Origin of the sequence: Paenarthrobacter sp. NPDC057355 (genome assembly GCF_042667405.1) — a bacterium.
Lineage (GTDB): Bacteria > Actinomycetota > Actinomycetes > Actinomycetales > Micrococcaceae > Arthrobacter.
On record NZ_JBHVAL010000009.1, the window covers coordinates 78,167 to 100,183 of the forward strand.

The window sequence follows — 22,017 nt, forward strand, 5'->3', positions numbered from 1 at the left end:
GGCCATCCCTTTCGTTGTGGTGTTATTCCACAACAACTATTCCACGTGGAATAGTTGGGTGCAAATAACCCCGGCTGTATCGACAACCGGGGTTACATGACGGGACTACTCAAGCCGGACAGATCAGCCGAGCAGTGCCAGGATTTCGGTCCGGGCAAACATCGTGGCGGCGTCGCGGGCGCTGGGCGTCCCGGCGTCGGGATCCGCTCCCGCGTCCAACAACACCCTGGCCACACCCACATATCCCTTGAAAACGGCACCGGCAAGCGGTGTCTGGCCACGATCATTGGGGGCGTTGACGTCGGCACCATGGTGGATGATCAGCTGCACGGCGTCCTCGTGCCCATGGTAGGCGGCAAGCATCAGGAGGGAGTCCCCGGCGGCGTTGGTGAGGGTAGCGGGGGCTCCCGCGTTCAAATAGCTCCTCAGCAATTCGGCATTGCCTTCGCGCGCGGCATCGAACAAAGCGTGCGCGAGGGCCAACGCCTCTTCGTCGGGGCCGGCGTCGGTGCTTGCGGCGTCGGTGCCATCAGTCTGGCTCATCGGTGGGGTCCCTTCAGGAATCCGGTCTGTCGCCCGACAACCTGACCGGCGTCGGGGGCAACGATCACTTCCTGGGCTGCGACGTACGGCTCCTCGCCGTCCATGACCGTCAAGGTTTCCTCCGCCGAAACGGACCGCTTGATCACGGCCAAGGCCACAGGTCCCATCTCGAAGTGCTGCGCCACCGATGTCAGAGTACCCACCTTGCGTTCCCCGGCAAAGACAACACTGCCGACCGCCGGCAAGGTGTGCTGGGAACCATCGAGTTGCAGGAACACCAGACGGCGCGGCGGGTGTCCAAGGTTGTGCACACGCGCAATGGTTTCCTGCCCCTTGTAGCAGCCCTTGTTGAGGTGGACAGATGTCCGGATCAGGTCCAGTTCATGCGGAATGGTCTTGTCGTCGGTTTCCGCCCCGAGGCGCGGACGCCATGCCGCAATCCGGAGGGCGTCGGCTGCCATCGCGCCGGCCAGCGGCAGGCCTTCGACGGCGGCCTCAAGTTCCGCTGCCGGGACCAGGTATTCGAACCATGGACGGTCAAGACCCGGATGCGACTCTTCCGGGACCAGGCTGTACGAGTATCCGCCCGGAGACACCCGCGGCCACGGGTCTTCCCACACGAGGCGGCCGGCACAGCGGTCCACCGGCTTGGTCGACCCAACCACGGCCCATTCCCCGGAGACATCGGCGATCTCCACGCGGAGCATGAACTTCATCTTGTTCAGCCATTCGGCCAAGGGCTCCGCTTCAGCGGCTTCGACGATCAGCCAGGTTGTGCCGCCGTCGTCAATGACACGCGCATCAAACTCGATGCGGCCCTGGACGCTGAGCAGCAGCAGCTCGCTGGCGACGTTGGGCTGCAGGTTTGTCAGCTGCTGCGAGGACAGGGTGTTGAGCCAGCTGAGCCTGTCGGGACCGGACACCGTGACCACGCCACGGTGCGAAAGATCCACGACGGCGGTGCCTGCCGCCAAGGCGCGCTGCTCGCGCAACGGTTCGCCGTAGTGGGCAGCGACGCCGGCATCCAGGCCGGTATCTTCGACCGCGCCAGGGCGCGACAACAGAGGGCTCTTGTAAGTCATATGTAGTAGAAGTCCTAGGGGCTTTGAGGTATTCCAGACCGGGACAATCCGGGTCAGCGGTATTCGGGATTTTCGAAATCGAACCGGGTTCCGGCTTTCCATTCCTGCGGCAGGTTGCCGTAGGCGGGAATGCCCCCGGCATCGCGCAGGAGCTTGGCCATATGCAGCAGGTTCCAGGTCATGAAGGTGGTGTTCCTGTTAGTAAAATCACTTTCCGGCCCGCCTGATCCTTCATCGAGGTAGCTGGGTCCAGGGCCTACGGGGCCGATCCAGCCGGCATCCGCCTGCGGCGGGATGGTGAATCCGATGTGCTGGAGGCTGTAGAGGACGTTCATGGAACAGTGCTTGATGCCGTCCTCGTTGCCCGTGATCAGGCAACCGCCAACCTTCGGATAGAACGCCCACTGGCCCTTGCTGTTGAGCTCGCCGGAATGGGCGTAGAGGCGCTCGATCAGTTTCTTGGTTTGGGATGAGTTATCGCCCAGCCAGATGGGACCGGCGACCACCACGATGTCCGCCTCCCGGACAGCGGGATACAGCTCAGGCCACTCGTCCGTCTTCCACCCATGCTCACGCATGTCCGGGTGGACACCGCTGGCGATGTCATGATCCACAGTGCGGATGAGGCGGGTGGTGACGCCTTGTTTCTCCATGATGTCCCGGCTGATCCGGATCAGCCCGTCAGTGTTGCTGAGCTGCGGGGAGGGCTTCAGGGTGCCGTTGAAAAAGAGCGCCTTGAGGCCCTCGTAACCCTGCGGTTTGTCGGTCACTGCCTGCTCCTTCTGCCGTTGCTGCATGGAACGTTTGGCGAACCCCGAGGGCCAGGAAACCTGGGTTATCAGACCTGGGTCAGGAGACCTTATGCAGGAACGCCGATGCGTGGGCTTCGAGGGTCTTGCCGTTGGCTGCGACATCCCAACGCCACAGGAGGTTGCCGTCCACCAAACCGAAGATCCGGGTGGCTGCAGTGTATTCCTTGGAATGACTTCCGCGCATCACCATGTCAGTGCTCAGTTGGATCTGGGGTCCCTTGATCTGACCGTAGTAAAGCTCGGTGATCCCGCCGGGGTGGGCTATCGATACTGAGATATCGAAGCCGCCATCCTTGTTGCGGCGTGCTTCGACTTCGTCGGCCGTCTTGAGCACGGGGACGATGTCGGCCGGAATCAGCCCGGGGCCGCAGTCGCCTTCCTCAAGCTTCCGTTCCAGCGCCCAGAAACCGGTCTCCACCGTCAACGGGCGCAACTTTGCGCCGGCGTCGTCGCTGATCCAGGTTTCAGCCCGGTACTGCAAGTACGGCAGGCCGTTGTGGGTGAAGGAAACGTGCTGGACGAAGTGTTCCGAATCCTCGTCGCCGCTGCCAAGCCGGCCGCGGCCCTCCCACTCACCAATGAGCCAGGAAAGGGGAACGAGTTCGGGCGTCAGATCTGTGGGGATCTCAATAGGCACGACAGTTACCTCGGTTGGGCTGCAGGGTCAGAAGGTTTACTTCTGGCCCTTGAAAAGGCGGTAGACAACGAATCCTGCAAACCACGCCATGGCGACGCTGGCAAGGCCAAGGAGAACGAGGAAGAAGATTTCATATGCGAGTACAGACATGATGCCATCCTAACCGTTAGTAGATGAGTAGTTTGTCTATGAAGTACGCCAAGGCACCCACGGCCCAGACCGGGGCGACTCCCATGCCCACAGCTGCTGCGATGTTGAGCCGACCACGCCGCAGAGTAGTCATGCGCCGGAAACACACCAGCACCGAACCCACGACCACGCCTACCAAGGCAGCGGGCAGGACGGCGATGTCGGAGAAAACAAGGCCAGCCAGCGGACCCATGAGGCCCGCCATTACCACACCAAGCGGCGCTACTATGCGGTCCGGCCAACGGATGATGCCTACCAGGAGCGCAACTGCCGCGCTCAGGCCTGCCACCAGGACCATTTCCTTGACGCCGTTGAACCTTGCGCTGGCTATCCAGCCGGCACCGAGACAGTTCAGCAGCACACCGGCGCTGCAACCGAGCGTGGACTCCAGGCGCTGCGCCTGGCCTGTACCGCGGACCAGCTGGACAACGAAAACGGCCATCACGCCGAGGGCAACAAAAGCCGGCGTCCCCTCAAGGAAGCCCGGGGCCGGAAGGTACGCAGCTGCTACTGCCGAGCCCGCGCCGGACAGTCCGATGACAGCTGCCAGCGTCTTCTTGGCCGGAACTCCAAGAAAGTGGGGCCAACCGATGCCCACCGCTGCCGAGGCTGCGATGCCCACCCCCACCATGACTTCCCGGGAAACAAAGGTGCCGGCCACGATGGCCGTGAGCGCCACGAGTCCGAATACCCCGATGCTCCAAGACTTCACTATGTCCCCGACCTCACTCCGATGCGCCCTCTACGGCCTCCCGACAATCCTGCCCTATACCGGACCAATATGTCGTAATTGCCCTGCCCGCCCGTCACGAATCCCTGTGTCGCAGGGCACTGATGGGTATACTCAGACATCAACAGCGCACTGCGCCGGCCACGATCCCGTCACAACGGGAAAGGGCCGGAAGGCGCTGGGACCGGCCGGTGAAACTCCGGCTTCGACGCCCGATGATGCGCGTACAGCCCATTGGAGGAACTATGTCGCACATCCTGCTCCTGACGAACAGCACCGGCTCATCGGTGGACATTCTGCCTGCCTTGGAGTTGTTGAACCACCGTGTGCACATCCTCCCGGCAGAACCGACCGCCTTGCTCGAAACCGACCCCACGGACATCGTTTTCCTGGATGCCCGCAAGGACCTGGTGGGAGCCCGCTCGTTGACGCAACTGCTCAAGGCAACAGGACTGAGCGCCCCCTTGATGCTGATCTTGACGGAAGGCGGCATGGCTGCCGTTTCTTCGGCTTGGGCCGTGGACGACATCGTGCTCGACTCCGCCGGACCGGCCGAGGTGGAAGCCCGTATCAGGCTCGCCATGGCGCGTGCTGTACCCGGCGAAGAGGAGACCCAAACGGAGATCCGGGCCGCCGGCGTCGTAATCGACGAAGCCAGCTATACCGCCCGTGTCAGCGGCCAGCCGCTGAACCTGACATTCAAGGAGTTCGAGCTCCTCAAGTACCTGGCGCAGCATCCTGGCCGGGTCTTTACCCGCCAACAGTTGCTGACCGAAGTCTGGGGTTACGACTACTACGGCGGCACGCGCACGGTGGATGTCCACATCCGTCGACTTCGGGCCAAGCTGGGCGTGGACCACGAAAACCTCATCAGCACGGTCCGCAACGTCGGATACAGGCTTACGCTGGTGCGGTTGCCCGACGACGAACTCTCCGAAGCCTGAGACGCAGCTTCAACAGAAAAGGCCGGGATCCCTACGGACCCCGGCCTTTTCTTTGCTGCATTGGTGGAGGACATACGGGTCGAACGTATCGAGGCCACCCCACTGGTGGATCCCCCCTGTACCCGGCCAAAGCCGAATGAGATAACGACACTACAGCCGTTGCGCCGGGACTTCAAATCACGGGGATTGCCCGGGGCGTATAGCCTTGCATCATGAGTCACGCGCACCCGGAGAACTGGCCCGTACTGATCATCAAAGGCGCTGTGGACGGCGAACTCCTCAAGGACTTCAAGAGCCTCACCGCCGCGGCCGAGGAGTCGGACGGAAATCCGCCCCTGTCCGAGCAGACCTTGGTCATGCTGCGGGGAGCCGACGCAGGTGACCATTCGGTACTGTCCTTCGCGCTATACGCCCCGGATGAGGACTCCGATCCGGCGACGGCAGAAGACCTGGCGGGAATCGCCGTCGTCGTTGAAGCTCCGGACGGAAGCGGCGTGTTGGAGCTGGCCGTCCACCCCAGCTACCGCAACCAGGGGGTGGCCGGGCGGCTTCTGGACGCTCTTCAACAGCAACGCAGCCTTAAAGGCCTGAGCGCATGGTCGCACGGCAACCACGAGGCCGCCGCCCAACTGGCCACCCGGTACGGTTATGGTCCGGTGCGGGAGCTGCGGAAGATGCGGTTGATGTCCTCGACCTCCGCGCTGCCCGACGCCGGCCTCCCGCAGGGGGTTTCGATTCGCACCTTCGTGCTGGGCCAGGATGAGCAGGCCTGGCTGGCGGCCAACCGGGCAGCCTTTGCGCACCACCCGGAGCAGGGAGCACTGACCCTCGCAGACCTTGAGGCACGCAAGGCCGAGGACTGGTTCGATCCCGAAGGTTTCCTCCTGGCGGTCAATGACGCCGGTGAACTCCTTGGATTTCACTGGACGAAAATCCACCCCCGGCAGGGTACACACCCGGAAATCGGCGAAGTCTACGTGGTAGGCGTGACCCCGGCTGCGCAGGGTTTGGGGCTTGGCAAGGCCCTTACCGTAGCCGGAATCCGGCATCTCCAGGACAAGGGCCTCCATGCGGTGATGCTGTACGTCGATGCCGATAACGAAGCTGCCGTGGCCCTATACCAGAAACTCGGCTTCGTCCGCTGGGACACCGATGTGATGTACGGTCCTCTGACGAAAAACTAGCCTGGCTGGATCGCCTGGGGGAAAGGCTGCGACTTCAGGGATTCGGATACCGCGATTGCTTGTAATGTGGGAGACAAACCCAGTCCTGAGCTTAGGAGAGCCCCATGCAGCCGGACCCCGTCGGCATCGCCGGATCCACCTCTAAGGGGGCCACGCTGCCCTCACGCTTCGGATCGTCGGAAGTACCGGCCTCGCGTGCCACCCAGGACCGCATAGACATCCCCGAATTCGCGCCGAGCCTGCAGCCCGAAGGCGACATCTCACCGGACCGTTTCCTTGACCGCGAGCTCAGTTGGCTTGCCTTCAACTCCCGTGTCCTGGAACTGGCCGAGGATCCCGATCTGTTCCTGCTTGAGCGGGTCAACTTCCTCTCGATCTTCGCTTCCAACCTGGACGAGTTCTTCATGGTCCGGGTGGCCGGCCTCAAACGGCGCATCGCCACGGGCCTGGCAGTGCCTTCCCCTGCCGGACTCAGCCCCATCGAGGTGCTGGAACAGATCGGTGAAGAGGCCCACAAGCTGCAGGAACGCCACGCCCGCGTCTTTGCCGAGCAGATCAGGCCGGCCCTGGCCTACGAACACATCCACCTCATGCACTGGGATGAGCTCGATGACGACGCCCGCCACCGGATCAGCGCCATGTTCCAGGAGAAGGTCTTCCCCATCCTGACTCCCCTGGCGGTGGACCCGGCACACCCCTTCCCCTACATCTCAGGGCTTTCGTTGAACCTGGCTGTGATTGTCAGCAACCCCATCAGCGACAAGGAACTCTTTGCCCGCGTCAAGGTTCCGGACCAGCTGCCGCGCCTCATCTCCGTGGACGGACCCCGCGCAGGCGCCATTCCCGGCCGTGTTGCCCGCTTCATCGCGCTGGAAGAAGTCATTGCTGTCCACCTGGACAAGCTCTTCCCGGGCATGGAAGTCCTGGAGCACCACACCTTCCGTGTGACCCGCAACGAGGACCTGGAAGTTGAAGAGGACGACGCCGAGAATCTGCTGCAGGCTTTGGAGAAGGAACTGCTGCGCCGCCGTTTCGGTCCTCCCGTGCGCCTGGAAGTGACCACGGACATCAACCCGAACATCAAGGCCCTCCTCATCCGGGAACTCGGCGTCGAAGAGTCCGAGGTCTACTCCGTGCCCGCGCCACTGGATCTTCGTGGGTTGTCCGCGATCAGCAGCATTGACCGCGCCGATCTCCACTACCCGAAGCACGTTCCGCACACCTCGCGTTACCTCAACGAGTCCGAGACCTCCAAGGCCGCGAACGTCTTCGCGGCGATGCGGCGCAGGGACATCCTTCTCCACCACCCCTATGACTCCTTTTCGACCTCGGTGCAGGCGTTCCTGGAGCAGGCCGCGGCGGATCCCAAGGTCCAGGCCATCAAGCAGACGCTTTACCGGACGTCCGGCGACTCCCCGATCGTGGACGCGTTGATCGACGCCGCCGAGGCCGGCAAGCAGGTTCTGGCACTGGTGGAGATCAAGGCCCGCTTCGACGAGCAAGCCAACATCTCCTGGGCCCGAAAGTTGGAACAGGCCGGCGTCCACGTGGTGTACGGGATCGTTGGCCTGAAGACCCACTGCAAGTTGTCACTTGTTGTCCGCCAGGAAGTCGATGGCCTGCGCCGCTACTGCCACATCGGTACGGGCAACTACCACCCCCGCACCGCCCGTTACTACGAAGACCTTGGCTTGTTGACGGCCAACGAACAGGTGGGCGAGGACCTCTCCAAGCTCTTCAACCAGTTGTCCGGCTATGCACCGAAGTCCACATTCAAGAGACTGCTGGTGGCGCCCCGCTCCGTCCGTGCAGGCCTGGTGGACCGGATTGAAACCGAGATCCGCAACGCCCGTGCCGGCATCCCCGGCCTGGTGCAGATCAAGGTCAACTCCATGGTCGACGAGGCCATCATCGACGCCCTTTACCGCGCCTCGCAGGCGGGCGTAAAGGTCGACGTTGTGGTGCGTGGCATCTGCTCCCTCCGCCCGGGCGTTCCCGGCCTGAGCGAGAACATCACCGTCAGGTCGATCCTGGGCCGCTTCCTTGAACACTCCCGCGTGTTCGCCTTCGGCAATGGCGGTGACCCCGTGGTGTACATCGGTTCGGCCGACATGATGCACCGCAACCTGGATCGCCGTGTGGAGGCCCTGGTGCAGCTTGCCAGCAAGGAGGACATCACGACGGTCATGGACCTGATGCGCCGCTACGTAGACGACGGAACGGCCAGCTGGCACTTGGACAACCAAGGACACTGGACCAGGCACCACCTGGATGAGAACGGCAAGCCGCTGCTGGACATGCAGTCCTGGTTGCTGGAGTCGCGCTCCCGCCAGCGCGCGTCGGCTCGTAGATAAGGACTGAATTGAACAGCGATACTCCCGTGGAGGATCAGACAGACCACCCCGGCGAGCCGGTGGCCGTTGTGGCTGCCGGCGCCATTCCCTGGCGCGTGAACAAGGGCGCCTTGGAGGTTTTGTTGATCCACCGGCCCCGCTACGACGATTGGTCGTGGCCCAAAGGAAAGCTCGACGCCGGGGAAACAGTTCCCGAGTGCGCCGCGCGTGAAGTGTGGGAAGAGATAGGTCTCCGCGCACCGCTGGGTATTCCCCTGCCTGCCATTCACTACCACGTATCCGCCGGCCTGAAAGTGGTCCAGTACTGGGCTGCGAAGGTCAACGGCGAACCACTGCGTCCCGACGGCAAGGAAGTAGACAGCGTGATGTGGTGCAGCCCTGACCGGGCAGCGTCCTTCCTCAGCAACCCCACTGATGTGAAGCCCCTGGAGTATCTGGAGAAGGCCCACGTCCGCGGCGAGTTGGACACCTGGCCCCTGATTTTGATCCGTCACGCGAAAGCCAAGCCGAGGTCCTCGTGGACCAAGGCAGAGGGTGACCGTCCATTGGCGGCCACGGGTCAACGACAGGCAGTTGCCGTGCAGCGCCTCCTGAACGTCTGGAAGCCCCAACGGCTGGTCTCCAGCCCGTGGGCACGCTGCGTGGCAACCATCGCGCCCTATGCCAAGGCTTCGGGGGCCAAGGTCAAGTTGGTGGAGGCCCTGACCGAGCACAACCACCAGCGCTCCCCCAAAAAGACTGCAGCGGCCGTCGAGGCGTTGTTCGACAAGCAGCTTCCCGTCGCGGTGTGTACGCACCGGCCAGCCCTGCCCACTGCGTTGAAGCAATTGGCCCAGCACATGCCACAAAACCTGCGCGCCCTCCTGCCCATTGCGGACCCTTTCCTGACCCCAGGCGAGGTCATCGTGTGCCAGGTGGCGCGGGGATCAGAGCGGAAGATCGTCTCCGTGGAGCAGGTCAAGCCTTTCGACGACTAAGGCGCGCCGTGGTTGACCCCCCGGGCTTTGTATCAAATACTTGACACATTGATTCGAAGACTTTGGGGGGTCTTTACGTTGTCTTTCTACCTGCCACCGCTCCTGCTCCTTGGACCCTTGGTTGGCGCCGTGCTCGTCTACCTTTTCCTCAGGGTCCAGGTCTGGTCCAAGCCCGATGCCAAGTCCATCGAATCCCATGGGTTGTGGGTCGGCATTATCGGCTGGATGGCCAGTTCCCTCCAGGGAGCCATGAGCACGGGCATCCTCAAGGCGAACCCGTCGACATCGAACATACCCACTGCTGCGGATCAGATATTCACGGCCCTCGCTTGGCCCGTCCTCGCGGCATTGACCGTTCACGCCTTGGGCCAGTGGAGCTATCCGGCACCGAAGGCACCCCGCAGGTTTGCAGAGTTGAGGGTCAGGAGAATCCGTGACTTCCTGCCGCGAAAACTCACTTTCTGGACGGCCGGCATCTTCGTCTACGCCGCCATCGCCATCGCCTCGATCTCAACAATGCCCGCCTACGCTCCTGTATTTCCCGACACGACACCCCGGCAGTTCCCGGAATACAACACCGGCTACGTTGGGCAGGGACAGGACGGCAGGATCGCGGGTTCGGAACTGGCCGGGTGGCTTGGTGGCGCCCTGCTGGTACTCGCAGTGGGTACGTGGCTGGTTCTGGTACTCATCGCACGGCGCCGCCAACTTGAAACCCTCAGCAGCGAGGACAACCTCACGCTCCGGGCCATCGCGGCCAACCGCCTGCTGCGAACCGTATCCACCATTGCTGCGGGATTGGCGTCCATCGCCGGCAACTACGCCGCCCTTCCAGCGCCGGGTGCCACGTGGCAGTCGTCATGGTTCAACGCCCTCGGAGCAGTAAACATGGCTGTGCTGCTGGTCATGTGGTGGTGGAAGGTGCCCGTTCTTCCCTCCCTCCAGGCAGCCAAGAGATCCATCAGCGGCACCGCTCTTCGCGCCGATCCCCGCACGCACGGCGCAGCGAAACTCAGTGTGTCCCTTGGTGCGGCGCTGGGAATCGCCGGCGTCTTGCCGCTTCTGACCTTGGTGCTGTGGTTCGGTTTCATACCGGCATATGGCCAGGGACCCATCACCCCAGTCATCGTCGTCTCGGTCACCGCGGCATTGGTCCTACTCACCATTGCCGCAGGCGAGCTGTTGATTGCCCGCAACTACGGGGATCCCGACGCACCCTTGGCTTGGCCGCGGCAGGCAGTATCGAGGGGACTGCTCACCTTCACCATCGTTTCGGCCGCCGTTTTTGCCATAACCATGGTCATGACCTCCATTGCCCAGGCACTCCTGGTCGGGCCACCTACCTGGCCGGCCTACCTCGCCCTCACGTTTGGGGTTGGGCTGGTGGGTGCCGCCGCGATCCTGGCCACGCGCCGACGTCGTGGGCTTCCCGAACCCGAGGACAGCGGCGGACTTGATGCCGCGCTGCGCGCCATCACGATGTTCAGGATCGTCCGGACCCTCGCGGCCTTCCTCCTTGCACAGTCCGCGGTGATGCTGCTGGGCAACGCCGACGCGTGGGGAACCTTGTTCCCGGCGTTCAGTCGACTGGGACCGAGTCCTGTCTACATGGCAGGAGTCGTCCTTGCCGTTGCGGCCATCGCCGCCGCGGTCACGCCCGTCCGGAGCCTTTTCCGGAACGTTCCCCGCAGTGAGCACGCACCGAGCGCGGAACGCGCCCAATGACCGCCGGGATCACGATCGACCTCGCGGACCCCGTCCCGCCCTATGAGCAGATCCGCAGGCAACTCAGTTCGTTGATCGCCGTCGGGGTGCTGGAGCCTGGTAGCCGCCTGCCCACCGTGCGCAGCCTTGCCGCGGACCTCGGGATCGCAGCCGGGACGGTAGCGCGGGCCTATAAAGAACTCGAGCAGTCCGGACTGATTGAATCACGACGCCGGAACGGGACTGTCGTCCTCGGCCCGCCTGCTGTCTCGGACGGCTCGGCTGGCGCAGACGCGGCGGTGATTGCCGCCGTCGACGGCTTGATCCGGACGGCGCGGCGCGCGGGACTGGGTGACGAATCGCTCATCGATCTCCTGCGAGGACGGCTAGCGTTTAACCGGCGTGGTACAAGTAAGCTTGAACCGTGATCCCCACCCCTTATGAAGACCTCCTGCGCGATGTCATGGCCAACGGCACGCACAAATCCGACCGCACCGGCACGGGAACGCGCAGCGTTTTTGGCCGTCAGCTGAGGTTCGATCTTGCCGAGAGCTTTCCGCTGATCACCACCAAGCGGGTCCATTTCAAGTCTGTCGCAGTGGAACTCCTGTGGTTCCTGCGGGGAGACTCGAACGTGAAGTGGATGCAGGATCAGGGCGTGTCCATCTGGGACGAATGGGCGGACGCCGACGGCGAGCTCGGTCCCGTTTACGGTGTCCAGTGGCGCAGCTGGCCCACCCCGGATGGCGGCCACGTCGACCAGATCTCCGAGGTCATGAAGAGCCTCGCCGCGAACCCGGATTCCCGGCGGCACATTGTCTCCGCATGGAACGTTTCCGAGCTCAAGGACATGGCGCTGCATCCGTGCCACGCGTTCTTCCAGTTCTACGTGGCGGACGGCAAGTTGTCCTGCCAGCTGTACCAGCGCTCCGCCGACACCTTCCTGGGCGTCCCGTTCAACATCGCGTCCTACGCACTCCTGACGCTCATGGTGGCCCAGCAGCTGGGCCTGGAACCCGGCGAATTCGTGTGGACCGGCGGCGATGTGCACGTCTACGACAACCACGTGGAGCAGGTGACCGAGCAGCTCAGTCGCGAGCCGTACGAATACCCGCAGCTGAAGATCCTCCGCAAGCCGGACTCCATCTTCGACTACACCCTTGATGACTTCGAGGTAGTGGGCTACCAGCACCACCCAACCATCAAGGCGCCGATCGCGGTATGAGCGACTCTTCCTCCGCCCCGGACCAGCTCCCCGGCGTCATCTTCACCCAGGAAACCGCTGCCAACATGACTGGCATCGGCATGATCTGGGCCCAGACCACGTCCGGCGTCATCGGGAAGGACGGCACCATGCCGTGGCAGCTGCCCGAGGACATGAAGCACTTCAGCCAGGTCACCACCGGACACCCCGTCATCATGGGCCGCCGGACCTGGGAATCGTTTCCCCCGAAATACCGCCCCCTCCCGGGCCGCACCAACATCGTGGTGACCCGCAACGAAAAGTGGGCGTCCTCGCCCGAGGCCCAGGGCGCCGTCGTTGTTTCTTCACTGGACGAGGCACTGCTGGAATCCCAGTTTGCGCCGGGCGGCCAAAAGGTGTGGATCGTCGGCGGCGGGGAGATCTACCGCCAGTCCATGGGCATCGCCAACATTGCAGTCATCACCATCATCGACACCGATGTGGAAGGTGACACCTATGCACCCGAACTCGGCGATGACTGGACCTTCGACACCGTTGCGCCCGCCGAAGGCTGGCTCACCTCCAAGAACGGCACCAACTACCGGTTCACCACGTGGCGCCGGAACGAAAGCTAGGAAAGCCCACATGCTGAAAAAACCCGAAACCCTCTTCGTGCTGGGCTACATGCTGCTGCCGCTCTTCGCACTGCTCTCGGCCATTGTCGGGCTCACCATGATTCTTGGGGGCAACAAGATCGTGGGCATCATCGTCCTTGTCGTTGTCACGCAGGTGTTCACCTTTGGGGCGTTCTTTGCCCTGCGCAAGCGCAAGGCCGCTTTGCTGCAGGAGCACGACGCACTGCAAGGGCCCGACGCCGGGCTCTAGGCTTGCGCTTGCGGCTTGCGGCTTGCGCGGGGCGGGGTACTTGTCCCCATCGCGGGCTCTTGCTTGGCCACGTAGGGTGGGCTGGACCGCAGAAGCGGCGTTTTAGACAGACTTGGGGGCTGTAGTGGCAGGAAGCTTTTGGGGCGCAGATGTGGCGCAGTTGCGCACCCTCGCGCAGCAGTTCAGCTCGGCGTCGGAGCAATTACTCCAGCAATCGTCGCTGTTGACCAACCAGATCAATAACAACCCAACGTGGAAGGGCAACGACGCAAGCGCCTTCCGTTCCGATTGGAACGGGAACCACCGGGCGCAGTTGATGCAGTCGGCTTCCTTCCTGAAGAAGGCGTCCAAGGATCTCCTGGCCAACGCCACCGAGCAAGAGCGCTCCAGCGATGCCGCACCCGGCTCCGGTGGTGGGCCGCTGCCGGTGGGCCCAGGCCCAGGGTCCAAAGACAACCCCTGGGGACCCGACTGGTTGGCAAAGGGTTCGCCGTTCCGCGATGCGTGGGGGCTCAGAGGCCAGATCAAGGCCGGCTTCGACCTGCCGAAGAATGTCTTTGGGTTGGCCGCCATGAGCGCCAAGGGCCTGGATGCTTTTAAGAACGCAGCTGAATGGAGCAAACTTCCCTCGCGCAGCGTCACCTATAACCTCTTCGACTCCGCTACCGACCTGCTGGGATTGAAGAATCTCCAGAAGTACGTTCCTGCCCTCAACAAGTTTGGCGGCGTGTTCGAGGAAAGCAAATGGCTTTTCAAAGGCCAAGGATCCGTCATGGAGAGTCTTGGCAAAGGCGGCCTGGGTCGGGGCTTGGGATGGTTGGGCGTTGGTCTCAACGCCTTCGACACCGTGAAGTATGCTGCGGAGGGAAAGACCGGCGACGCCGTATGGTCTGGCGCTAAAACAGCGCTGGCCGTGGGGAGCTTCCTTCCCCCTCCGGCTGGGACCGTTTGCGCAGTGGTCAGTGCCGGGATTGCCATTTACGAAATTCCTGCAGTCAAGGAGTTCGTCAATGGAGCGGCAAAGAACATTGCCGATGGTGTGACCAGCGCGGTCAAGGACCCCGGAAAATTTGTGGCAGACACGGCTAAGAATCTTGCCGACCTTGGTAAGGGCGCGGCATCGTTCCTGGGAATCGGTTAGTGGACAGAGGAGCTGAAGGATGACAATCACATCGCCCGAGGAAACGGATTCCGCCATAGGCTTCGGTTTCGCAGAAATTGCTTTCATGCTCAGGATGTTCGACACCGCCGCAGCAAGGAAATCCGCAGAAGTATTTCGCCTCGAAGCCGAAGTGGCCACAGAACGGCTATGCGTTGCCGGTGGCTCCTCGCTGCTGGCCAAGGGTTTCGCCAGCGTCCAGGAAGACCTGGAGTTGCAAGGACCCGCAGTTGCGGTGGCCTACGCCTTGGCCAAGGCGCACCGGTGGACTGAAATCAGCCTGAACACCTCCGAATCCACTGACACCGTGGTTCATCTGGAGTCCGATGACGTCTCTCTGCTCCTCCAGCCACGGACCCTGGAAACTTGGTTCGTGTTTGCCCAGGACCCCGCCGTGCCCGGGGCAGCGGCCGAGCTCTCGATCATCGAAGAACACGTGCGCAACAACCCCGGAGGAACTGCCTTCCTCCGGGCCAGGACCATCGACGGCGAGGACCACCTGCTCATCAGGCCCGATGCCGGCGGCTGGGCCGTAGGCAAGGTACCGGATCCCACCAAAGATGTTGTGGAAACTCCAGGCCTGGACACCAGCGGACTCTTGGACTCGATCCTGGCGACACGAGGCGAAGCAAGCAAATGAATCAACCAGACAGTCGTCGCGGACGCCGGAAGGGATACTACGCGCGGCAGATCGAGGCCGAGGCTGAACGCCAAGGCCTCACAGTTGAAGAATACGGAGTCTACAAAGGGGACGTCGGCAGTGCCGTCAAACCCATCAACTCAGCGGGCGGACTTCTATTTCTCAGCATCCTGATCTCGCTGATCATGGCGTTTGTAGGCGTACTGATGGTGAAGCTTTTTGTCGATGGCACCGAAGAAATCAATTGGGTACAGGTTGTCTTCACCATTGTCCTCGGCCTCTGGCTCGTCCCCACGGCCTGGTTCCTCTACTTCAAGGAACGCAAAGCTTCGCGCCTTAGGAAGCAGAACGGTAAAACCATCGAACTGCCAACCCGCCGCAACACTCCCCGCGACTGAGTCCGCTCAATCGCTGCGGCGGGAGCCGGCGTCGTGCTTTGCGTGCGTGACGTAACCAACAGCGGCTCTCTGCTCCAAAAGTTTAGACTTGGGGAATGACTACAGCAGCTAATCCGTCCGTAGGACTGGTCGGTTGGCGTGGCATGGTTGGTTCCGTCCTGATGCACCGCATGCAGGAAGAGAACGACTTCGCCAACATCAACCCGGTATTTTTCTCCACCTCGAACGCAGGAGGTGCCGCCCCGTCCTTCGCTGATGGGGCCGGCAAGCTCGAGGATGCGTTCGATATTGAGACGCTTGCCAAGCTGCCGATTATCGTCACCGCCCAGGGCGGCGATTACACCAAGCAGGTTCACGGCGAACTCCGCAGTCGCGGCTGGGACGGCCTCTGGATCGACGCTGCTTCCACCTTGCGCATGAACGATGACTCGATCATCGTGCTGGACCCCATCAACCGCGACGTGATCGACGCCGGGCTGTCCGGCGGCGTGAAGGACTTCATCGGCGGAAACTGTACGGTTTCCTGCATGCTGATGGGCCTCGGCGGCCTCTTCAAGAACAACCTCGTGGAGTGGGGTACGTCCATGACGTACCAGGCCGCCTCCGGCGGCGGCGCACGCCACATGCGCGAACTCCTGAACCAGTTCGGCACCCTCAACAACGAGGTCAGCAGCGAACTCGAGGATCCGGCGTCGGCCATTCTTGAGATCGACCGCAAGGTCCTCGCCACCCAGCGCACCGGCGTCGACGCCACCCAGTTCGGCGTCCCGTTGGCCGGTTCGCTGATTCCGTGGATCGACGCGGACCTCGGCAACGGCCAGTCCAAGGAAGAGTGGAAGGCCGGTGTTGAGACCAACAAGATCCTCGGCACATCCAAGGGCGCCGCGGGCAAGGAACACATCGCCATGGACGGGCTCTGTGTCCGCATCGGTGCCATGCGTTCGCACTCGCAGGCCCTGACGCTGAAGCTGCGGGAAGACCTGTCCGTCACGGAGATCGAGAACCTCCTGGCCAAGGACAACGAGTGGGCCAAGGTGGTGCCCAACACCAAGGAAGCCTCCATGGCGGACCTGACCCCGGTTGCCGCTTCGGGCACCCTGGACATCCCGGTTGGCCGTATCCGCAAGCTCGAAATGGGTCCGGAGTACATTAGTGCCTTCACCGTGGGCGACCAGCTCCTGTGGGGTGCAGCCGAACCCCTGCGCCGCATGCTCAACATTGTGACGGGCAAGCTCTAAGCTTCGCGTCCATCGTCCCTAACCCGCTGTTCCGTTGCTGCCCTGCAACGGAACAGCGGGTTTTCGACGTTCTGGCCGCGACAAGGCAGTCTTCACTCGCCGCTCCACTTCCCACGGCCTGCCGAGGTCCTGCCACTCGATTCGGATAACGTCCCAGCCCAAGGCTTTGAGTGCTTTCTCGCGTCTGCGTTCCTGAAAGACCACCTCGTCAGTGGGCGCATAGTCGAAGTACTTGGTGCGGCCGTCGAACTCGAGAATGACTTTGCTGTCCGGCCATCCGAAGTCTCCGCGGTAGCGACCGATGGGAGTCTCGACTTCGAGCTGAAGCACGAATCCCGGAATTCCCAGCCTCTCCAAAAGAGCACGCGTCCGCGTCTCGCCCACAGATTCGGAACGGCCATCCATCGCGTCCAGCACCCGCCGCAAGCGTCGAGCGCCCCTCGTGATCCGGCCCCCGTCCACATAAGCCTGGATTAAAGCCGGATCCGCCCCTCTGCAGAGGGCTTGGTCTGCGACCACCAGTGCCCGTTCGAATTCCAGGGTCCGGGCACAATCGACGACAGTCCGCTCCAAGCTCGTCACTCTGGCGCGTCGCCCCCAAGGAGTCAGGATCTCAACAATCTCGGCAGTTTCCAGCACCCCACCATGTGCGCGTACATCCTCCCCGGAACTTGCCTGGGCCGGCGAGAAGGGCGTAGTGACGTGCACCAGCGGCCCACCATCCCACGGTGCGCAGCCATGCAGGCGCGCGGCACTGGCATGGCTGTAGAGACTGGCCGAGCGCGAACCAAGCTGGTGTGCTTGGATTCTCAGCAGGTCCTGCTCCCACGGAGGTCGGCGACGCCAGTCTGAGCTGCGGGCGTATGCGCCCCGTCTTACCCGAATGAGCCTTCCAGCGCGCACACCCGCCGTCAGCACGCGGTCGCCCAAGCCTTTTCCTGCGAGGTCCGACGTAACAGCAATGGTGCTGTCAGGCCAATTTGTGGCTATTAGTGCATCCAGTTTTCGCGATTGCATGCATTCATCGTGAATTGGTCCGGGGATGTCAGGACATCCCGTTTCCCCCGTATGTGGACAAGTGTTGCATCAAACCAGGCCAGAGCGGAGCCGGACCTTGGCGCGCAGCCCGTAATAACGTCGCGGACCCGCACCAACGTCGTTGGGCTTCGACGTAAAAGCGGGCCGACAACGACTTTGAGACACACCGGGCGGGTCAGCCGGCCATGAACTTCAGATACGCACGGCCCTGGGCCTGGAAGGACCGCTCCGCGGCCGGGCCAAGCTCCCCCGCGAACGGCTCAGGCTCGACTCCGACGCTCTTGCCACTCACGGTCCTGCTCCACGTACCGATCACCTCGCCCCCGGAGACGATGATCCGTTTAAACACCCCGTTCTTTCCAGGCACCACGAGCTCGGCGAATCCAGGGTCCAGCACCAGGCTCCTGTCCTGGTAACCCAGCAAGTACTCGTCGAAGCCCGGGAGGGCAAGCAACGAGCGCGAGCCGGGGACGCCGTCGTCGAGTATTGCCGCCGCCTCGGGCGAGAGCCAATAGCTGGTGCCGCCAAAATCCAGCTCAACCAAGCGGTCCTGCACCTGCTTCAGCGCGGCGCGGGCCTCCGTCAAAGGGATCTGGCTCCACCAGGAGAAATCCTTCACGGTCGCCGGCCCCCGGCTCCTGAAGTAGCGGACGAGCAATTCGGCGATGCCTTCCTCCCGGCCAAGATCCCGGGACTCCGGGATCCAAGCATCAAACGGCGCGAAGAGCTGCTGCACACCGACTTTGCCGTTGGAAATCGCCATCGGCCCCTGAACCAGCCACGCACGTTGGCAGAGGCTCCCCAGCAGATGAATGCCGCGCTGGGCCTTGGTGGGCTGCCCGGCTTCCTCGAAAGCCTGGAAGAGCTGCTCCCGGGTCGCGCCCGATGCACCTTCTGCCTTGAGGACTTCGGTGGTCTTGAATGCGATGTCCCGGCAGTGGGCGATGTCGTCGGCGGTGATGGAGAGCTCGCGGTGGCGCCCTGCCACCGAGTTCATTAGCCGTCCGCTGGTGATGCCCAAAATCCAGCGAAGGTCCTCAGGCGCCACCAGATGCAGGGTGCCGCGCATCGGCCATGAACGGACCACCGTCCCGGCGTCGAGCGCGGCGCGCACATCCGAGGCAGCGGTCCCGGGCACCCGTTGGCCTACCGCCCACAGTGCTGAGCCTAGGTCCTGCGCCTGCATCGCGGCCATCCAGCGGACGGCGTCCGGGACAGCAGTAAAACCTCCGCCCAATAAGCCTTGGCTGGCGAGCCGCAAACGGCCCAGAACGCGCGGAGTTAGGGCTGCAGGCATGCTTCATCCTAAAAGCAGCAACAAGCACAGGGAACCTTGCCGCGCCTCCCAGCCGCCACCCAGCCGCGAATCCTAGGATGATTGCATGCTTTTTGGTGATCTTGCTCCGCTTGTGCGGCCGCTGAGCAGGTGGCTGGCTACCGCCGGCTGGTTCTGCACGCTGGTCGGGCTTGGCGCCGGGCTGATAGTAGCGGTGGGAACCGGAGTAAGCCTCTCTCCCTCCATGCAAGCCATACAGACCATAAGCTTGGTGGCGACTGCGACTGCGGCCTTGTTGATCGGGACCGCAGCGGCCAGCCAGCCCCTCTCGGATCGCCACGACGACCCCGAGCCTTGGTACTACCCCGCCGCTGCAGCACAGGTCCGCAGCTTCCTGTTGGGCGCCATCGTGCTGCTCCTTGGGCTGGTCGGTTTTGCCACGGCCGGGCTGTTCATGCCCAGTGGACCTTCGCCGCAGAGCATCGCGTTCAGCCAGATCTTCCTGTTGGGCTCGGTCAGCTGCGGGCTCACCTTCCTGCTGCTGAACAAAGTGCTCCCGATCGCCGAACGCCGCACCCGCTAAGCGCAGGCACTGCTGGCTAGAGGCTCACGCCGATCAGCAGGGGCTCCGGGGGCAGCTCAATACCAAAACGTTCGACGACGCCGGCCCTCACCTCGCGTGCGATGGCCACCATATCCGCAGCCGATGCCGTGCCCCTGTTGGTGATGGCAAGGGTGTGCTTGGTGGACAGGGAGGCCCGGCCGCCTGAAACGCTGGACTCCTCCAGGCCGAAGCCCTTTCCGAAGCCGGCCTGGTCGATCAGCCAAGCAGCAGAGAGTTTCACCAGCCCGTCCGATCCCGCAGGGTACTTGGGGGCATTCTCCGGGAGTTCGGCTGCTTGGTCGGCGGGCACGATGGGATTGGTGAAGAAGGATCCCGTGGAGAAAGTGTCGCGGTCGGCGGCATCCAGGACCATGCCTTTGGAGGCCCGGAGCCGGAGGACTTCCTTGCGGACATCGTTGGAGTAGGCACGCTTTCCGGCCTCGACACCCAGCGACCTGGCCAACTCGGCGTAGCGGATCGGTGCACTCATTCGGCCCAGCGGCAGCTGGAATTCCACTGTCAGCACCACATAACGCGGGGACCCCTCAACGGTGGTTTGCTTCAGGATCGAGTCGCGGTAGCCGAACTTCAACTCCGAGTTGGTGAAGGTCTGGACGGCGTTGCGCTCCCGGTCCCAGGTCCGCACGGCGGCAATGGTTTGTGAAACGTCTGCCCCGTAGGCTCCTACGTTTTGCACCGGGGTTGCTCCCGTGGCGCCCGGGATGCCGGAGAGGGCTTCCAGTCCGGACCACGCGTGCAGTACGGAGTACTCCACCAGCGCATCCCAGTTGTGGCCTGCCTGGACCACCACGGAGACACCTCCGCAGCTGTCCTCGGAGTTCACGGCGAAACCTTCGGATGCAATCTTCAGGACAGTGCCCGGATAGCCGTCATCGGAAATCAGCAGGTTGGACCCTCCGCCGATGATCAGGAGTTTCTCTCCCGCAGAGTCGGCCGAGCGGACGGCGTCGATGATTTCTGCTTCGGTGCGGGCTTCAACATAGTTCCCTGCGGGGCCGCCGACGGCAGCTGTGGTCAATTCTGAAAGAAGCATCTGGGTCACTGATCAAGCCTAACGGGATTCGCTGGACTGCATGGACTCGGCCTTCTGCTTGCCGGCCAGCGGTGCCAGGAAGAAGCTGACCACCAGCAGGACCAAGGGCGCCAGCAGTGAATGGAGGATGCCGAAATGCTCTGCCAGCAGCCCGAGTAGCGGGGGGCCGCAGAGGAACGCGCCATATCCAATGGTGGACACCACGGACACGCGGGCTGCGGCGTGGACGGGATCATCGGCCGCGGCGGACATACCAACGGGGAAGCCCAGCGAGGCACCCAGTCCCCACACCGCCAACGCCACGAATGCCAGCCAGGGAACCGGTGCAAACACGAAAAGCGCAAGACCCACGACGGCGGTCGCCGAGCACCAGCGCATGACCAGTACGCGTCCGAAACGGTCGAGGATGACCGTCCCCGTGAACCGCCCAATGGTCATGAACGTGACGAACACGCCGTAGCCGACAGCGCCCGCCGCGTCGCTCTGTCCGTGCCCATCGGCCAGCGCCAGGGCCACCCAGTCTCCGGCGGCCCCCTCGGCCAACGCCAAACCAAGGACCAGGACCCCGATCAGGAGGGTCCGGCGGTCGCGCCAGGCGAGGGCGACCAGCCGTTTATTGTCCAGGGGCGTATTGTCCAGGGGTGGGGCGGCCTGGTCCTTGGCCCCGGATCCGGAGGGCTGGCCCGTGACAACAGGCAGGGCGCCCGTGACAACAGGCAGGGCGCCCGTGACAACAGGCAGCGGTCCCGTAGACGGATCCCGGAAGGTGTCCGTCTCCCGGGGCTTGAAAGGTGCGGCAGCTTGGGCAGTCTTCTCGGCACGGAACCAGAAGCTGGCTGTCACCACCGAGGACGCGACCACCACGCCCACCACAAGGAAGTGCCAGAAGACCGGCATGTCCACTGCGGCGGCCCATGCCCCGAATCCTGCGGCTGCTACGGTTCCCAGACTGAATGCCCCGTGCAAGTGCGGCATGATGTGCCGCTCCAGCCCGCGTTCAAGCGCCGCGCCTTCCACGTTGGATGCCGTATTCCAGCTCGCAGTTCCAAGGCCAAGCACCACCAGCCCCGCGGCAACAACGAGCGGGTTGCCGGCGATCGAGGTTCCAATGCCCACAATGACCAGGCCCGCCCCCACCATGCAACTGCCGATCCTCGTGGTCAGTTTGGGACCGAGCCGCAGCACGATGAGCCCTGACGCCGAGATCGAGATGAAGGAAGCAACGGTCATGCACATCAGTAACAGGCCGATGCCGCCCGGGGTCAGGTCCAGGCCATCACGGATCGCCGGCAGTCGGGACACCCATGTGGCAAACGCGACCCCGCTAGCGGCATAGGAAGCAAGAACAGCGACGCGCCACCGCAACATTTCTGTCGCAGTGGCACG

Annotated in this window: 23 protein-coding genes; 14 read left to right on the forward strand and 9 right to left on the reverse strand. The window is 63.2% G+C overall.

The window, feature by feature from the left end:
* Positions 1 to 123: 123 nt before the first annotated feature.
* From ACFUOZ_RS12170 to ACFUOZ_RS12190, 5 genes are all read right to left on the reverse strand, one after another.
* Positions 124 to 543 (reverse strand): ankyrin repeat domain-containing protein, encoded by a 420-nt coding sequence (locus ACFUOZ_RS12170; RefSeq protein WP_377548309.1) that lies wholly within the window; start codon positions 541 to 543, stop codon positions 124 to 126.
* A complete protein-coding gene (locus ACFUOZ_RS12175) occupies positions 540 to 1,625 on the reverse strand; it encodes a YgfZ/GcvT domain-containing protein (RefSeq protein WP_377548312.1) in 1,086 nt (361 codons plus the stop codon). The genes ACFUOZ_RS12170 and ACFUOZ_RS12175 overlap by 4 nt, the downstream gene beginning before the upstream one ends.
* Before the next feature lie 53 nt (positions 1,626 to 1,678).
* On the reverse strand, positions 1,679 to 2,395 hold the full coding sequence (locus tag ACFUOZ_RS12180; protein ID WP_377548314.1) for a flavodoxin family protein: 717 nt from the start codon (positions 2,393 to 2,395) through the stop codon (positions 1,679 to 1,681).
* A 79-nt stretch (positions 2,396 to 2,474) separates the two neighbouring features.
* Complete coding sequence (locus ACFUOZ_RS12185; RefSeq protein ID WP_377548317.1) at positions 2,475 to 3,074, reverse strand: FABP family protein; 600 nt, start codon at positions 3,072 to 3,074, stop codon at positions 2,475 to 2,477.
* Positions 3,075 to 3,240: 166 nt separating this feature from the next.
* A complete protein-coding gene (locus ACFUOZ_RS12190; RefSeq protein ID WP_377548320.1) occupies positions 3,241 to 3,975 on the reverse strand; it encodes a permease in 735 nt (244 codons plus the stop codon).
* Positions 3,976 to 4,238: 263 nt separating this feature from the next.
* Here ACFUOZ_RS12190 and ACFUOZ_RS12195 point away from each other — a divergent pair, with 263 nt between their 5' ends.
* The 13 genes from ACFUOZ_RS12195 (at position 4,239) to asd (ending at position 16,659) form a co-directional block, all read left to right on the forward strand.
* The gene (locus ACFUOZ_RS12195) at positions 4,239 to 4,937 is read left to right on the forward strand and encodes a response regulator transcription factor (RefSeq protein ID WP_018776718.1); all 699 of its coding nucleotides are present in this window, start codon (positions 4,239 to 4,241) and stop codon (positions 4,935 to 4,937) included.
* A 212-nt stretch (positions 4,938 to 5,149) separates the two neighbouring features.
* On the forward strand, positions 5,150 to 6,121 hold the full coding sequence (gene mshD, locus ACFUOZ_RS12200) for a mycothiol synthase (RefSeq protein WP_377548323.1): 972 nt from the start codon (positions 5,150 to 5,152) through the stop codon (positions 6,119 to 6,121).
* A gap of 104 nt (positions 6,122 to 6,225) precedes the next feature.
* Complete coding sequence (locus tag ACFUOZ_RS12205; protein ID WP_377548326.1) at positions 6,226 to 8,475, forward strand: RNA degradosome polyphosphate kinase; 2,250 nt, start codon at positions 6,226 to 6,228, stop codon at positions 8,473 to 8,475.
* An 8-nt stretch (positions 8,476 to 8,483) separates the two neighbouring features.
* Positions 8,484 to 9,452 carry an NUDIX domain-containing protein gene (locus ACFUOZ_RS12210; protein WP_377548328.1) on the forward strand — a complete coding sequence of 323 codons (969 nt, stop codon included), beginning with the start codon at positions 8,484 to 8,486 and terminating at the stop codon, positions 9,450 to 9,452.
* A gap of 48 nt (positions 9,453 to 9,500) precedes the next feature.
* Positions 9,501 to 11,177: a hypothetical protein gene (locus ACFUOZ_RS12215; protein ID WP_377548330.1), complete on the forward strand. Its 1,677-nt coding sequence runs from the start codon at positions 9,501 to 9,503 to the stop codon at positions 11,175 to 11,177.
* Positions 11,174 to 11,584, forward strand: coding sequence for a GntR family transcriptional regulator (locus tag ACFUOZ_RS12220; protein ID WP_377548332.1), 411 nt, complete (start codon positions 11,174 to 11,176; stop codon positions 11,582 to 11,584). The genes ACFUOZ_RS12215 and ACFUOZ_RS12220 overlap by 4 nt, the downstream gene beginning before the upstream one ends.
* A 35-nt stretch (positions 11,585 to 11,619) precedes the next feature.
* A complete protein-coding gene (locus tag ACFUOZ_RS12225; protein WP_377548464.1) occupies positions 11,620 to 12,381 on the forward strand; it encodes a thymidylate synthase in 762 nt (253 codons plus the stop codon).
* A complete protein-coding gene (locus ACFUOZ_RS12230) occupies positions 12,378 to 12,974 on the forward strand; it encodes a dihydrofolate reductase (protein WP_377548335.1) in 597 nt (198 codons plus the stop codon). Before ACFUOZ_RS12225 ends, ACFUOZ_RS12230 begins: the two co-directional genes overlap by 4 nt.
* 10 nt (positions 12,975 to 12,984) lie before the next feature.
* Positions 12,985 to 13,224 (forward strand): NF038396 family protein, encoded by a 240-nt coding sequence (locus ACFUOZ_RS12235; protein WP_377548337.1) that lies wholly within the window; start codon positions 12,985 to 12,987, stop codon positions 13,222 to 13,224.
* Positions 13,225 to 13,348: 124 nt separating this feature from the next.
* A complete protein-coding gene (locus ACFUOZ_RS12240; RefSeq protein WP_377548339.1) occupies positions 13,349 to 14,365 on the forward strand; it encodes a hypothetical protein in 1,017 nt (338 codons plus the stop codon).
* A 19-nt stretch (positions 14,366 to 14,384) separates the two neighbouring features.
* The gene (locus ACFUOZ_RS12245) at positions 14,385 to 15,023 is read left to right on the forward strand and encodes a hypothetical protein (protein WP_377548341.1); all 639 of its coding nucleotides are present in this window, start codon (positions 14,385 to 14,387) and stop codon (positions 15,021 to 15,023) included.
* On the forward strand, positions 15,020 to 15,421 hold the full coding sequence (locus tag ACFUOZ_RS12250; RefSeq protein WP_377548344.1) for a hypothetical protein: 402 nt from the start codon (positions 15,020 to 15,022) through the stop codon (positions 15,419 to 15,421). The genes ACFUOZ_RS12245 and ACFUOZ_RS12250 overlap by 4 nt, the downstream gene beginning before the upstream one ends.
* Positions 15,422 to 15,516: 95 nt before the next feature.
* Positions 15,517 to 16,659: an aspartate-semialdehyde dehydrogenase gene (gene asd, locus ACFUOZ_RS12255; protein ID WP_377548346.1), complete on the forward strand. Its 1,143-nt coding sequence runs from the start codon at positions 15,517 to 15,519 to the stop codon at positions 16,657 to 16,659.
* An 18-nt stretch (positions 16,660 to 16,677) separates the two neighbouring features.
* On the opposite strand, the gene ACFUOZ_RS12260 is transcribed toward asd, so the two are convergent.
* A complete protein-coding gene (locus tag ACFUOZ_RS12260) occupies positions 16,678 to 17,232 on the reverse strand; it encodes a DUF559 domain-containing protein (RefSeq protein WP_377548348.1) in 555 nt (184 codons plus the stop codon).
* 640 nt (positions 17,233 to 17,872) lie between these two features.
* Entirely contained in the window at positions 17,873 to 18,994 is a 1,122-nt protein-coding gene (locus tag ACFUOZ_RS12265) for a winged helix DNA-binding domain-containing protein (protein ID WP_377548350.1), read from the reverse strand.
* 85 nt (positions 18,995 to 19,079) lie between these two features.
* Between ACFUOZ_RS12265 and ACFUOZ_RS12270 the strand changes: the two genes are divergently transcribed.
* Complete coding sequence (locus tag ACFUOZ_RS12270) at positions 19,080 to 19,556, forward strand: hypothetical protein (protein WP_377548351.1); 477 nt, start codon at positions 19,080 to 19,082, stop codon at positions 19,554 to 19,556.
* A 16-nt stretch (positions 19,557 to 19,572) separates the two neighbouring features.
* On the opposite strand, the gene ACFUOZ_RS12275 is transcribed toward ACFUOZ_RS12270, so the two are convergent.
* Both ACFUOZ_RS12275 and ACFUOZ_RS12280 read right to left on the reverse strand, forming a co-directional pair.
* Positions 19,573 to 20,640: a UDP-N-acetylmuramate dehydrogenase gene (locus ACFUOZ_RS12275; RefSeq protein WP_377548353.1), complete on the reverse strand. Its 1,068-nt coding sequence runs from the start codon at positions 20,638 to 20,640 to the stop codon at positions 19,573 to 19,575.
* Between the two features lie 9 nt (positions 20,641 to 20,649).
* Positions 20,650 to 21,999, reverse strand: a complete 1,350-nt coding sequence (locus tag ACFUOZ_RS12280; RefSeq protein WP_377548467.1) for an MFS transporter — start codon at positions 21,997 to 21,999, stop codon at positions 20,650 to 20,652.
* Positions 22,000 to 22,017: the final 18 nt, after the last annotated feature.

Coding starts and splice junctions, on each gene's coding strand:
- ACFUOZ_RS12175 (WP_377548312.1), bottom strand. CDS start 1,625: ATGACTTACAAGAGCCCTCTGTTGTCGCGCCCTGGCGCGGTCGAAGAT.
- asd (WP_377548346.1), top strand. CDS start 15,517: ATGACTACAGCAGCTAATCCGTCCGTAGGACTGGTCGGTTGGCGTGGC.
- ACFUOZ_RS12280 (WP_377548467.1), bottom strand. CDS start 21,999: ATGTTGCGGTGGCGCGTCGCTGTTCTTGCTTCCTATGCCGCTAGCGGG.
- ACFUOZ_RS12235 (WP_377548337.1), top strand. CDS start 12,985: ATGCTGAAAAAACCCGAAACCCTCTTCGTGCTGGGCTACATGCTGCTG.
- ACFUOZ_RS12250 (WP_377548344.1), top strand. CDS start 15,020: ATGAATCAACCAGACAGTCGTCGCGGACGCCGGAAGGGATACTACGCG.
- ACFUOZ_RS12170 (WP_377548309.1), bottom strand. CDS start 543: ATGAGCCAGACTGATGGCACCGACGCCGCAAGCACCGACGCCGGCCCC.
- ACFUOZ_RS12225 (WP_377548464.1), top strand. CDS start 11,620: ATGGCCAACGGCACGCACAAATCCGACCGCACCGGCACGGGAACGCGC.
- ACFUOZ_RS12230 (WP_377548335.1), top strand. CDS start 12,378: ATGAGCGACTCTTCCTCCGCCCCGGACCAGCTCCCCGGCGTCATCTTC.
- ACFUOZ_RS12195 (WP_018776718.1), top strand. CDS start 4,239: ATGTCGCACATCCTGCTCCTGACGAACAGCACCGGCTCATCGGTGGAC.
- mshD (WP_377548323.1), top strand. CDS start 5,150: ATGAGTCACGCGCACCCGGAGAACTGGCCCGTACTGATCATCAAAGGC.
- ACFUOZ_RS12245 (WP_377548341.1), top strand. CDS start 14,385: ATGACAATCACATCGCCCGAGGAAACGGATTCCGCCATAGGCTTCGGT.
- ACFUOZ_RS12220 (WP_377548332.1), top strand. CDS start 11,174: ATGACCGCCGGGATCACGATCGACCTCGCGGACCCCGTCCCGCCCTAT.
- ACFUOZ_RS12265 (WP_377548350.1), bottom strand. CDS start 18,994: ATGCCTGCAGCCCTAACTCCGCGCGTTCTGGGCCGTTTGCGGCTCGCC.
- ACFUOZ_RS12205 (WP_377548326.1), top strand. CDS start 6,226: ATGCAGCCGGACCCCGTCGGCATCGCCGGATCCACCTCTAAGGGGGCC.
- ACFUOZ_RS12270 (WP_377548351.1), top strand. CDS start 19,080: ATGCTTTTTGGTGATCTTGCTCCGCTTGTGCGGCCGCTGAGCAGGTGG.